The following is a 13,136-nucleotide window of genomic DNA, read 5'->3' as shown; positions in this document are numbered from 1 at the left end:
ATTTCTGAGCCACTCTCTTTTTAATATATAAGTGATTCTATGTCTTATTCTTCTGTAAAAAATTCAACGTTCTTAGATGTTGTTCCATTAAAAACAGCAACAAAAAACACAGACTATCAACGTCGATTTCACGTAATGTCTAAACCCGGTGGTTCAAAATGTAACCTTGATTGCCAATATTGCTTTTATCTTCATAAGGATGAGTTGCTTCACCAACCAAAACAACCCGTAATGGATGATGCGACTTTAGAAGCCTTTATAAAGAGTTATATTGAGAATCAAGATGGCAACGAGATTGTCTTCTCATGGCAAGGAGGAGAACCTACCTTATTGGGTGTCGATTACTTCAGAAAAGTCGTCCAACTACAACAAAAGCACTGCCCTAAAGGCGTAAAAATTGAAAACGATTTACAAACCAATGGCATTTTATTGAATGACGAATGGTGTCAATTTTTAAAAGATAACGGATTTCTAGTTGGCTTATCAATTGATGGACCAAGAGAACTGCATGATAAGTATCGTGTGACTCGTAGTGGTAAACCTACTTTTCATTTAGTAATGGCGGCGGTTGAGCGCCTGCAAGATTATCAAATACCTTTTAACGCTCTGGTTGTCGTAAATCGCCATAACGTAAAACACCCACTCGAGGTTTATCGATTCTTAACAAAAGAGCTTGGTGCTACTTACATTCAGTTCACTCCTTGTGTTGAAGCTAAAGATTTTGCCACTACTGCTCCTCAGTTTTGGAACGAATCAATGACACCAGAAAAAGGCAATGAGTTAGCTAAACCCGGACACCCAATGTCAATCGTCACTGACTGGTCTGTCGATCCAGATGACTGGGGCTACTTTTTAAATACCGTATTTGTGGAGTGGGTTAATAATGATTTAGGTCGTGTGTTAGTTAACTTATTTGAAACCGCAGTTGCTCAGGTAATGGGTAAAGAATCTCAATTATGTGTGACTGCCGAGTTCTGCGGTAAAGGCCTAGCAATGGAACACAATGGTGATGTATTTAGCTGTGATCATTACGTATACCCTGAATATAAGCTTGGCAATATCAACGAACGTGGCTTAAACGAATTTGCTTTTTCAATCCGGCAGCATGGCTTTGGAATGGCGAAAAGAGACAGTCTTCCTGCCTACTGTAAAGCCTGCCCTTATTTAAATTTATGTTGGGGAGAGTGTCCTAAAAATCGACTCATAAAATCTCCTGATGGTGAACTTGGATTGAACTATTTGTGCAGTGGCATTCGCGCTTTCTTCGATGAAAGCCTCCCTATGCTTACCGGATTATCTGTTTTATTAAAAAAGCAGCAAGACGCACTTAACCAATAAATATATGAATACTTCTGGAGTCATTATGTACAAAGCTCAAGATGCGGTTGCCAAATTAATTAATCATGTAAACCAATCGGTTGTTGGCCAACCTCATGTCGTTAAATCTCTGATTATCGGTTTGTTAACCAATGGTCACGTCCTACTTGAAGGCTTACCAGGAACGGCAAAAACACGCTCAATTAAAACGCTAGCGAATGCATTAAATACATCGTTTGGTCGAATTCAATTCACTCCAGATCTACTGCCTTCTGATGTAACGGGGACAGAGGTTTATCAAGAGATCAGTGGCAAACCTCAGCTGCATTTTCAAGCTGGTCCAATTTTTAATAGCATCGTTTTGGCTGATGAAATAAACCGTGCTCCTGCAAAGGTACAAGCAGCATTACTCGAAGCCATGGCCGAAGGCACTATCACAGTCAGTGATACCACCCATACCTTGCCTGAACTCTTTATGGTACTCGCAACACAAAACCCAGTAGAGCAAGAAGGAACTTACCCATTACCAGAAGCACAAATGGACCGCTTTATGATGAAAGTAAGTGTGAGCTATCCCGATGATGAAGCCGAAAAAGAAATCATTCGTTTAGTTCGCGATGAAGAAAATGAGCAAGCGAATCAATCACAAAAAGAAACCGTAACGATTGATCCAAAAGCTATTTTAGAAGGACGTAAAGAGCTGCCTTTTATACATGTCTCTGACATTGCAGAGAACTATATCGTCGCTTTAGTCATGGCAACTCGCCATCCCGAGCGTTACCCACATACTCAATTATCACAATGGATAGACGTTGGAGCTAGCCCTCGAGCCTCTATCGCATTAGACAAATGTGCTCGTGCCCACGCTTGGTTAGAAAACAGAGAACATGTACTTCCCGATGATATTCGAGCGGTTGCTCATTCAGTACTAGGTCACCGTATCAGCTTAAGCTATGACGCTCTGGCGGATGGAATATCCACACAAGATATTGTAGCAATACTCTTAAACACCGTAGTTATTGGTTAATCCTGATGGATTTAATAAAAAAAACCTCATCAAATCAAACTATAGATCCTAGGATCCATTGCGAACACTCTCAGCTTGTTAAACTTCAAGCTCATATCAATGGATTCTCGTTATTTCCTCATTTAAAAACCAGTCGTTTACTTTCTGGTCGTCATCTCTCAGGCTATCGTGGTAGAGGATTAAACTTTGAAGAACTGCGTCATTATCACATCGGTGATGATATTCGCAACCTCGATTGGAAGGTCACCTTAAGAACCGGTAAACCTCATGTAAGATCGTATACAGAAGAAAAAGATCACAATATTATTCTTTGTGTTGATCAGCGTTCAACCATGTTTTTCTCTTCCTTTAATACCATGAAATCCGTTGTTGCTGCAGAGCTTGCGAGCTTATGTGCATGGCGTGTAATTAAAGAAAGTGACCGTGTGGGACTGTTTTTAATTAAAGACGACAATACACAATGGATGCCACCAAAACGCAGTCAATCTGATGTATTACATTATCTCAAACATCTTACTTTTGCTAACCAACAATTAAGCGCAGAAAAAAATAGTCCCCACCCTATATCTTTATCTGATGCCCTTCATGAGCTTAATCGAAGAAAACTCAAAGACAGTGTCATTATTATCTTTAGTGGCTGGCTTGGCATGACAGAGCAAGACACGTCATTACTCAAGCATCTTCAAAAAAGTAATGATGTATTAAGCGTGTTAATTAGCGATCCTATGGAAGCCTCTCTTACTTTCAATCCCACCTCAAAATGGGTTTTTAGTGATGGTACTCATCAAATTAATGTAGAGAAAAAAAGAGACGTAATAAAAGCCAACCAACACCTCCAAACTGAGCATCAAAAACGTTGCGATACGTTACGTCATTTAATGGCGATTAAACGATTACCTTTCATGGAAATTTCAACGTCAGGAACACACATAGCTCAATTGGCTCATCTACTGAGAACTAAATAATCATGACTCATACTCCTCCAAATACTTATATCTTAAAAGGTATTATTGATGTTCAAGTTCCAGAATCAATCGCTTGGTTCCCTCAGACTCTGGGTTGGCAAGTTCTATTCTCCTTACTCAGCACTCTTATACTTTTTGTGATTTATAGAGAAATTAAGATACATCGAAAAAACCGGTACCGCCGCCAAGCACTGAAAGGTATTAACGAGATAAACAGTGACCGCCCTTATCAAGCAACCTGTGAGCTCTTTCATTTAATGAAGCGTGTTGCTGTCTATTTAGATAAAACGAATGCATCTAAATCAGATGACGATTTATTGCAGTTCTTTGTGTTAACCAAAACGTCCCGTTGTGTGCATTTTCATCATGCGTTAAGTAAGCGTGCATTAAATGAAATTTGGCTTCCTGAGGCTAAATTTACCCTTATTCCAGAACAAGCAGAAGTTCTTATTAGTCAATTCAGAGAGTGGGTAATTCACCACACAATTGAGGAAAAATGCAGCTCAAAAAATCAGGTAAAAATTAATGAATAACCTGTCTTGGTCTAGTATCGAGTTTCTATATCCAATGTGGTTATGGTTACTGCCTTTACCTTTGCTTATCACGCGTATTGCCCCCTCTTATCGCACTCAACAGGCTGCGATAAAAGTGCCATTTTTCAATCTACTCGTTGATGCTTTAAAGCTCCCGACATCAGATGGGGCAAGTCGGTTGACCCCTGCAAAATGGCAACGCATCTTACTTTGTCTTTCTTGGGTATTAATCTTACTCGCCTTAACCAAGCCGACCTTATTAGGCCCACCTCAAGTGCGTGAACAAATAGGTCGTGACATCATGGTCGTCGTCGATTTATCCGGCTCAATGGCAGAGAAAGACTTCACCGCCAAAAACGGTCAAAAAGTGAGTCGATTAGATGCTGCCAAAGAAGTCTTAAAAGATTTTGCTAAAACACGAAAAGGCGATCGCCTTGGTTTAATTTTATTTGGTGATGCCGCTTTTGTCCAAACACCTTTTACTTCAGACCATCAAGTTTGGCTCGATTTACTTGAACAAACCCGTGTAGAAATGGCAGGTAAAAGTACCCATCTTGGCGATGCTATTGGCTTAACCATTAAACGATTTGAAGACAGTAAAACACCATTACCAACCGATAAACCCCGCGAAAAAGTCGCGATCATCCTCACCGATGGCAATGATACAGACAGTTATGTCCCCCCAATCGACGCTGCAAAAGTCGCGAAAGTAAAGGGAGTACGCATACATATGATTGCAGTAGGCGACCCACAAACTATAGGAGAGCAAGCCCTTGATATGGATACTATTAATACTGTTGCTAATGCATCTGGCGGTCAGGCATTTCAGGCACTAAACCAAGATGAATTACGTAACGCATACGCCGAAATTGGCAAATTAGAGCCACAACTTTATCAAAGCACAACCTACAGAACAAAACAGAGTATTCATCAATACCCTGTGATGTTTTTAGTATTAATACATCTGTTCTTCTTTGGGTTTATGTCATGTAAACGTGCCAAGAAAAAATCTCATCAATCCAAAGGAGAACATCATGTTTGATTCACTCTCAACACAATGGCTTTTGATAAAACAAGGCATTGCTCAATTTCATTTCATTCGCCCATTATGGTTGTTGTTATTGATTCCTTTCATTGTGATTATCTATCTAAAATGGCGACAAGAAACTCAAAACGACCAGAAAAATCAACTTCCCGAACATTTACAAAAAGCGCTATTAGTGGGAAATGAAGGATGGAAACAGCAACTGCCTTTAAAATTACTTACGGTTGTATTATCACTTACCATACTTATTTGTGCAGGCCCTACATGGCTAAAAGAACTGTCACCTTTTGGAGAAGATAAGGCGCCATTATTAATCGTATTAGATACGAGTGCGTCCATGCTTGAAAAAGACGTATTACCTAATCGATTGACGCGTTCTAAACAAAAGATCCAAGATTTATTAACGCTACGAGAAGGTGGGAAAACAGGGTTAATCGTTTATTCTGGTACCGCACATATCGCGATGCCATTAACACAAGATTCTGCGGTATTTAAGCCATACCTTGCAGCCATTAGTCCTAAAATAATGCCTGTAGAAGGAAAATCAGCTTACAAAACATTACCATTAATCAAACAGCAGTTTTCAACCTTATCTTCTTTACAACAGCCACAAATCACAGGGACGGTTGTATTAATCACTGATGGGGTAACCACACAAGATTATGAACGTTTTGAAGAATACTTTACTTATTCTTCCAACCAATTACTTATTCTTGCTATAGGTAATGAAAACAGAACCAGTAATTTTCCGTTAAATATGGATTCTTTAAATGAATTAAAGCGTATAAGCCACGGAAAAATAACTCAAGTATCGATTGATAATAGCGATATAAATTGGCTCAACAACCAAATTAAACGTCATATGCAATTAAGCAATGATTCCGTTATGCCATGGGAAGATTTAGGTTATTTTCTGCTGATCCCTGTTTTATTACTCATGCTATTGTGGTTTAGACGAGGTTGGTTAGTTCAGTGGTGCGCCGCCTTTATTCTTGTAGGAAGTCTTGGACTTTATTCACCCTCAACATTGGCTGAAATGGTTCAATCAACAGCAACACACTCTACAGAAAAAGAAAATAACAAGAAAGATATATGGGACAAAACCACACAATGGTGGATGAATTTATGGCTCACTCCAGATCAACAAGGTCAATGGTATTTCAACAAAAATGATTACATTAAAGCCGCGCAACATTATCAAGACCCATTGCATAAAGGGGTCGCATTTTATTACGCAGCAGAATACCAACAAGCCTATACGGCATTCATGGCGGGAATTCCAGATCTTCAATCCGCATTAAACAATACTGATGCAACCAATAACATTGTTGAAACCAAAGATTCAGAAAACAGCGAGGTTCTATTAGTTAATATTGCAATTTCACTTGCCAGACAACGTGAATACCTTGCTGCTCGCGATTTACTTAAAGCGACAGTTAAACGCTACCCAAATAACAAGACTGCTAAACATAACTTGGTTTTAATACAGAATATGATTGATGAAATTAATCGATTTAGTGAAAGCCAAGCCAATACCGGTGAAGCAGAGCAATCTCAAGAGTTGCCTGAAAACGAGCCTCAAACCTCCAACGGTGCTGACGAGCAAGTACTTAAATCCCAAATAAAAAAACAAACACTCTCAGCAGAACAAATCTTAGCCGATAAACAAATCGCGGAGAAATGGTTACGTCGAGTTGAAGCCAATCCTGGGTACTTTTTGCAGAATAAATTCCATTTGCAAACACTGTCTGAAAAAGGAAATGAATAATGCGCCGCACCTCCCTATTTCTTTTGTTTATGCTTATCGTTACGAGTTTTTCACTTTATGCCAGTGAAGAACCATTGCCAACAATGCAAGAATTGGTAGATAACCATGAAATTAGACTTAAAAGCTGGCTAAGCTCAGAAACAATAAATTCAGATAAAAAAAATGATTCCGCCATCTCGATTAATCAATCAGTGATCTTGTTCATTGATATCTCAACACCTCGATGGTTTACCGATGGCACCGTCATTGAGAATATTTCAATTCAAAATATACTCGCCCAACAGCGTAATTTACAAGCCACTAATTATAGCCAAATGGAAGGAGATCAAACGTGGTCTCATCAACGTTGGGAAATACCTCTATTCCCTCAAAAAACGGGACAATTTATGGTGCCATCTATCGGTATCAAAATTACGGTATCTGTAGAAACGGGAAAAAATGTTCGAGGCATTTTATTTACTCAACCCCATCGTTTTTCAGCACAACGACCGACTGCAAAAATGACCAATTCAGAAGCGTGGGTGGTTTCTCCTAATGCTAACCTAGCTCAGCACTGGCAATATTCAACTTCTCAAAGTAATAAAAAAGAGAAAAAAGACAAAAGTAAAGAACCTCAACTAACCGTTGGCGACGCTATCACTCGAACCCTAACTTTAGATGCTTCAGATTCACTTGCAATGTTACTTCCGACACTAATACCTAATCTAAAAAATAGTGCCATTCAACGATATACGGATCCTGAACAACTTAAAGACAATAATAATAGAGGTCAACATACTGCAGTGAGAAAAGAGTCTGAAACCTATATTTTACAACAGGGGGGAGAAATAACCTTGCCTGATATTACGATCCCTTTTTGGAATACCACCACACAAAGATCTGAACAACTCATCGTACACGGACAAACCATTCATATACAACATACCTTAATTTCATGGCTAAAAGCGTATTCGCTTACTCTCTTTTCTATTCTGTTTATATTTGTTTCCTCATTATTCTTATTCAACAAACTTAGACATTATTATCAATCTCATCCCTACCCTGATTGGCTACTCTTTTTTCGGGCTACTAAGTGTCATTCTTCACCTGAAATTAGATTGTATCTATACCGTAAGCTCTTTAAGAAAACAGAATTACTAGAACTGAAAAAGTACCAAATAAATAATCAAGACGCATGGAACTCAGACAGTGAAGAGGTACAAAAAACAATGCTACCCCCTCATAAGTCATGGCAACTTTGGTTAAAAATAAAGTAACGATTTAAACCGTAAAAATACCCTAACTTCCAGATTTACAGGAAATTTATTAAGCAGGGAAATTAAATAAAAATATTTATAAACGAATTATAAAAGCTAAAAAAACGTTATTAAATCTCCGAGGGTTATCTCTCACTACTCAAGAATTGAACTTATTTACAACCTTAATAATAGTAAGGTTTAAATGTAACTAAATGTATATTTAAATTTAAACCGAGAACCTCTTATGAAAAAAATAATAAGCAATTCTTTAATTATTGGCTTACTTAGTACCTTCGTTCTAAGTGGCTGTAATCAAGAGAAAGCACCTACAACAGTTAATGCTCCACTTCCTAAAGTGAAGTCACTTGTAATTCAATCACAACCAATTACCCCACACTTGGAATTCATTGGCCGAACCTCTTCAGCACGTAGCGTTGATATTATTCCCCGTGTAGGCGGAGAACTCCAAGCCATTCATTTTAACGATGGCGATTTTGTAAAAAAAGGCGATCTCTTATATGAAATTGATTCTCGACTCTTTTATGCTGCGGTGAATTCTGCAAAAGCCTCGCTCGAAAAGGCAAAAGCTACCTTAAAGATGACATCAAGCAATGCACATCGCGCAAAACAATTAATCAAGGATAAAAGTATCAGCGCACAGCAATATGATACCGCCATCGCTAACTACGCTTCTGCACAAGCAGATATTTCAGAAAAACAAGCTGCTTTAAAGTCCGCTCAACTCGATTTGGAATTCACTCATATTTACGCTCCTTTTTCCGGTCGCCTTGGATTTTCTCGCTACAAAATTGGCGAGCAAGTAACGGCTTTATTACCACCTAGCTCAACAATGAAAAACAGCTTGGTTTCATTAACTAAAGTGGATGTGATGAATTTTGACTTTAATGTTGATGAGAAAATTTACCGTCGTATTCGTAACGCCATTGATATCGTCAGAAACAAAAATAATAAACTGAACCTTGATATTCGTTTAACCCTATCTGACGGCTCTATCTATGCTAATAATGGCAAGATCTCAGCCGTTGGTAACAAGATCGACCCATCAACGGGCTAAATTCATGTACAAGCGGTATTTGATAACCATGACTACGGATTAATGCCTGGAGAGTTTGGCAAAATCAAGATCAGCTTAAAAGGACAAACCGTCGATGGTTTACTCATTCCTCAAGCTTCAATTCAACAAGATCAAGCTGGCGATTACGTTATGCAAATCGATGACTCAAACACAGTCAAGCAACAATACGTTGTATTAGGCCAAGCTTATGGGACAAACAAAGCGGTTATATCAGGCTTGAGTAAAGGTGATCGTATCGTGACGGAAGGTTTACAAAAAATCCGTACTGGCATACAGGTTGAAGAGCTGACTTCTGCAGAATAAGGGATCCCATTATGTTAAGTAAGTTTTTTATTCATCGACCTAAATTTGCCTTAGTTATCTCTCTTGTGATGACTTTAATGGGGTTAATCGCCCTTAAAGTATTGCCTATTGCAGAATACCCAGCAATTTCACCAACGGTTATTATTGTTAATACCGTCTACCCAGGGGCGAATGCAAGTGTAGTTAAAAAGACGGTTGCTCAACCCTTAGAATCCAAAATTAATGGCGTAGAAGACATGATTTATATGTCTTCTAATATTGGTAATGATGGCAGTTACAGCTTACGTGTTTATTTCCGAATTGGTGCAGATGGCGACATGGCCCAAGTTCGAGTTAATAACTTAGTATCGCAAGCGACATCAACGCTACCACCTGAGGTAAAACAAATAGGAGTAACAGTTCGCAAGAAATCATCCGATATTTTAGGCGTTGTCACTCTTAGCTCTCCCAAAGGAACCTACGACAGTATTTACCTGTCAAATTATGCCGACCTTAACTTAGTAGAGCGTCTGAAACGATTAGAAGGAATGAGTGACATTACCCTTCTTGGTAAAAAATCTTACTCTATGCGTGTTTGGCTCAACCCAAATAAAATGAGTACATTAAGCCTGACCTCTACCGATGTTATCGGGGCGATTAAGTCCCAAAACATCCAAGTTGCAGCGGGCAAAGTCGGTGGAATGCCCGCTCCTGACCAACAACAAAACCAATATGTATTACAAACTAAAGGACGTTTAAGCTCTACTGACGAATTTAGTGACATCGTGATCAGAGCCAATAAAGACGGTTCTATTATTCGCCTCTCTGATGTCGCTCGTGTCGAATTAGGAGCACAAGGTTATGAAGCAGATGGACAGCTCAATAACAAACCTGCCGCAGTAATGGCTTTATACCAATTACCTACGGCCAATGCGCTCGATGCCATGAGTAAAGTCAAAACGGCAATGAAGCAATACAGTAAAACCTTCCCTGATGATTTGGAATATAATATTGCCTATGACTCCACCGAATACGTCGAAGCCTCAATTGATGAAGTGTATGAAACTCTCATTATTGCTGCGCTATTAGTGGCTATTGTTGTCTATATCTTCTTACAAAACCTGCGTGCAACGGCTATTCCGATTATCGCCATTCCTGTTTCGATTATTGCAACCTTTGCGGTAATGAACATGATGGGAATGACGATAAATACAATCTCACTCTTTGGTTTAATACTGGCCATCGGGATTGTGGTAGATGATGCAATCATTGTGGTCGAAAACGTAGAACGTATCATTCATGAAAAACACATGAAACCGATCCCTGCCACGATTGAAGCAATGAAAGAAGTGACAGGGCCAGTGCAATTCTTCTCGCCGTATTTGTTCCTGTCGCTTTATTGCCTGGTATATCAGGTAAAATGTTCAATCAGTTTGCGGTTACGATCTGTGTGTCAGTATTAATCTCGGCGATTAATGCTCTAACTTTATCGCCAGCATTATGTGGTTTGATTTTAACTGACAAACACAGTGAACCTGTTGCGCCATTACGAGCCTTTAACCGTGGTTTTGAGGCCCTAACTAAGAAGTATCAATTTCTTGTTGGCGTAATGAGTAAGCGGTTATTTATCTCTAGTGTGGTTTACTTATCTTTGATTGGTATTCTTGCTTATACCTTTACGGCTATCCCAACGGCCTTTGTTCCTAATGAAGACAAAGGTGCGTTCATGGTTGAAATGCGTCTACCCGATTCGGCTTCGCTTCAGCGTACCATTCCTATTCTGCAAGATTACACACGTGATCTTCTACAGATTGAAGGCGTTGAAGATGTGGTTTCTGTGAGTGGATTTTCACTCATCAATATGTCGGCAATCCCAAATGCAGGGATGCTTATTATCAAACTCAATAACTGGGATAACCGTAAAGATCCAGCATTACACCAACAGGCGTTAATGAACAAAGTTCGACAAATGCTAAATACGATCCCGAATGCGAATGCGTTAGTGTTTTCAACACCGGCCATTCGAGGTATGGGCTCTGTTGATGGTTTTAATTTTGTCCTTGAAGACAACTTAGGTCGAGAGCCTCAAGAGCTTGCTCAAACAACTCAGGGGTTTGTTGCCAAGATAAACCAATTACCAGAAGTGGCTCGTGCCTTCTCAATATTTAGAGCAAACGTACCACAACGCTTTATTGATGTTGATCGAGATAAAGCCATCTCAATGGGGATCCCGCTCAGTGATATATTTCAAACCTTACAATCTCAACTAGGGGGTGCGTATATTTCTGATTTCAATATTTACGGTCGTTCTTTCCAAGTAAAAGTTCAAGCCGAACAAGAATATCGAGACAGCACTGATGACATTAAGAACCTTTATGTCAGAAATAACGCAGGAAAAATGGTTTCACTGGGTACATTAGTGAAAATCAAACCTATCTTTGGCCCTGATTCACTAATGAACTATAACCTGTTCGGGTCCGCCACCATTAATGGGGTGCCAACCGCAGGATACAGTTCAGGTGACGTAGTAAAAGCCATCGAAAAATTGGCAGCGGCAGAATTACCAAGTGGTTATTCTTTTGAATGGTCAGGCATGACCTACCAAGAGCAAAAAGCAGGGAACGCAGCCCCTATTGCTTTTGCATTATCGCTTTTATTTACTTACTTATTCTTAGTCGCTCAATACGAAAGTTGGAGTATTCCTACTGCGGTAATGATGGCCGTACCCATTGCCATACTTGGCGCAATGGCCACCTTATTTTCACTAGGCCAACCGTTTGATTTATACGTTCAAATCGGGATCGTTATTTTGATAGGCATGTCCGCCAAAGTCGCCATATTGATAGTGGAGTTTGCCAAAGTGCTGCGCGAAGAAAAAGGGTATTCCATTATTGATGCAGCAAAAGAAGCAGCACGGTTACGCTTCAGAGCCGTTCAAATGACCGCCTTTGCTTTCATTTGGGGGGTATTTCCTTTGGTTATTGCCTCAGGAGCCGGTGCTGAATCTCGTCACTCATTAGGGTTCGCCGTCTTTGGCGGTATGATTTTATCAACACTTCTTGGCACCATTTTTACTCCTGTATTTTTTGTTGCCATGCAATCTTTAAGAGAAAGGTTCAACCCAAAAAAATAGTCATTCTTTCACCATTACTTTAAACCTGCATCACTGACTTAAGTTTTGTGGGTTTATTGTTTGTTTTATCTTTATATTTATCAGGCTTACATCATGAAAACTAACCATATTATTTTACTGTCTTTTTTATTCTCAGGAGCTTCTCACGCTACGGTATCTGAAAAAGCCAACACAAAGAAATTGGCTGATGATCCAACAAGGGTCGTCACAGAGCTTGGCGTCACCTACAGTGATAATTACGATACAAATAGCAGCAGTTGGTCACTAACCGGCTCGATTGCCTTCGATCCTGTTAAAAAATCAATGTTCGTGTTAACGACGACGGCAGTGAATGGCGTGTGGGTGGTTCATGGTTGTTTGATTTGGGGATCGTCAACTTCAATTTCGGAAAAATGAATTTGATAATAAAAACACTCAAACCAATTACAGCGTAGGTACTTTCATTCCACTAAGCTACTTTGGTTTTGAACCACTAGGTATTCAAATATTCCCTACCATTGGCTACAACTACAATGATGGTGAAGAAGTATGTGACATCAATTCAACAACAGGGAAATTCCATGGCAAAGAACCGACGTTTGATGAGCACTTTAGGATGGTGTCTAGCACTAACCAAAGTGGTTATGTTGGAGCCTTTGCCTTAAAACCATTAACTCAAAAATTTACGCTAATGATGGCGACTGGCGCGGCAAAAGGGACGAATGATTATGATGCATGATGGTTATTTGGCGG

At 39.5% G+C, this 13,136-nt stretch carries 11 protein-coding genes and 1 pseudogene; all 12 read left to right on the top strand.

The annotated features are described in order from the left end of the window. Positions 1–39 precede the first annotated feature (39 nt). The 12 genes and pseudogenes from AC2INI_RS17030 to AC2INI_RS16975 all read left to right on the top strand — a co-directional run bounded on the left by AC2INI_RS17030 (position 40) and on the right by AC2INI_RS16975 (position 13,122). Positions 40–1,338, top strand: coding sequence for an anaerobic sulfatase maturase (locus AC2INI_RS17030; protein WP_486305801.1), 1,299 nt, complete (start codon positions 40–42; stop codon positions 1,336–1,338). 25 nt (positions 1,339–1,363) lie between these two features. Further along, entirely contained in the window at positions 1,364–2,344 is a 981-nt protein-coding gene (locus AC2INI_RS17025) for an AAA family ATPase (RefSeq protein ID WP_486305800.1), read from the top strand. 5 nt (positions 2,345–2,349) lie between these two features. After that, positions 2,350–3,309, top strand: coding sequence for a DUF58 domain-containing protein (locus tag AC2INI_RS17020; protein WP_486305799.1), 960 nt, complete (start codon positions 2,350–2,352; stop codon positions 3,307–3,309). 2 nt (positions 3,310–3,311) lie between these two features. Beyond that, positions 3,312–3,842 carry a DUF4381 domain-containing protein gene (locus tag AC2INI_RS17015; RefSeq protein ID WP_486305798.1) on the top strand — a complete coding sequence of 177 codons (531 nt, stop codon included), beginning with the start codon at positions 3,312–3,314 and terminating at the stop codon, positions 3,840–3,842. Next, on the top strand, positions 3,835–4,884 hold the full coding sequence (locus tag AC2INI_RS17010; RefSeq protein WP_486305797.1) for a vWA domain-containing protein: 1,050 nt from the start codon (positions 3,835–3,837) through the stop codon (positions 4,882–4,884). The genes AC2INI_RS17015 and AC2INI_RS17010 overlap by 8 nt, the downstream gene beginning before the upstream one ends. Next, a complete protein-coding gene (locus AC2INI_RS17005) occupies positions 4,877–6,655 on the top strand; it encodes a vWA domain-containing protein (protein ID WP_486305796.1) in 1,779 nt (592 codons plus the stop codon). Before AC2INI_RS17010 ends, AC2INI_RS17005 begins: the two co-directional genes overlap by 8 nt. Beyond that, positions 6,655–7,911, top strand: coding sequence for a BatD family protein (locus AC2INI_RS17000; protein WP_486305795.1), 1,257 nt, complete (start codon positions 6,655–6,657; stop codon positions 7,909–7,911). Before AC2INI_RS17005 ends, AC2INI_RS17000 begins: the two co-directional genes overlap by 1 nt. A gap of 226 nt (positions 7,912–8,137) precedes the next feature. Beyond that, complete coding sequence (locus AC2INI_RS16995) at positions 8,138–8,968, top strand: efflux RND transporter periplasmic adaptor subunit (RefSeq protein ID WP_486305794.1); 831 nt, start codon at positions 8,138–8,140, stop codon at positions 8,966–8,968. Positions 8,969–9,010: 42 nt separating this feature from the next. Beyond that, complete coding sequence (locus AC2INI_RS16990; RefSeq protein WP_486305793.1) at positions 9,011–9,292, top strand: permuted SH3 domain-containing protein; 282 nt, start codon at positions 9,011–9,013, stop codon at positions 9,290–9,292. Positions 9,293–9,303: 11 nt separating this feature from the next. Further along, positions 9,304–12,404 (top strand): annotated as a pseudogene (locus AC2INI_RS16985) (efflux RND transporter permease subunit). 93 nt (positions 12,405–12,497) lie between these two features. Continuing rightward, complete coding sequence (locus AC2INI_RS16980) at positions 12,498–12,800, top strand: hypothetical protein (RefSeq protein WP_486305792.1); 303 nt, start codon at positions 12,498–12,500, stop codon at positions 12,798–12,800. A 199-nt stretch (positions 12,801–12,999) separates the two neighbouring features. Next, positions 13,000–13,122, top strand: a complete 123-nt coding sequence (locus AC2INI_RS16975; RefSeq protein WP_486305791.1) for a hypothetical protein — start codon at positions 13,000–13,002, stop codon at positions 13,120–13,122. The last annotated feature ends 14 nt before the right edge of the window (positions 13,123–13,136 follow it).

The sequence above is a fragment of the Aliivibrio friggae genome (genome assembly GCF_057368515.1).
Note: the sequence above shows the minus strand (reverse complement) of the source record. Positions and strands in the feature narration are given on the sequence as shown.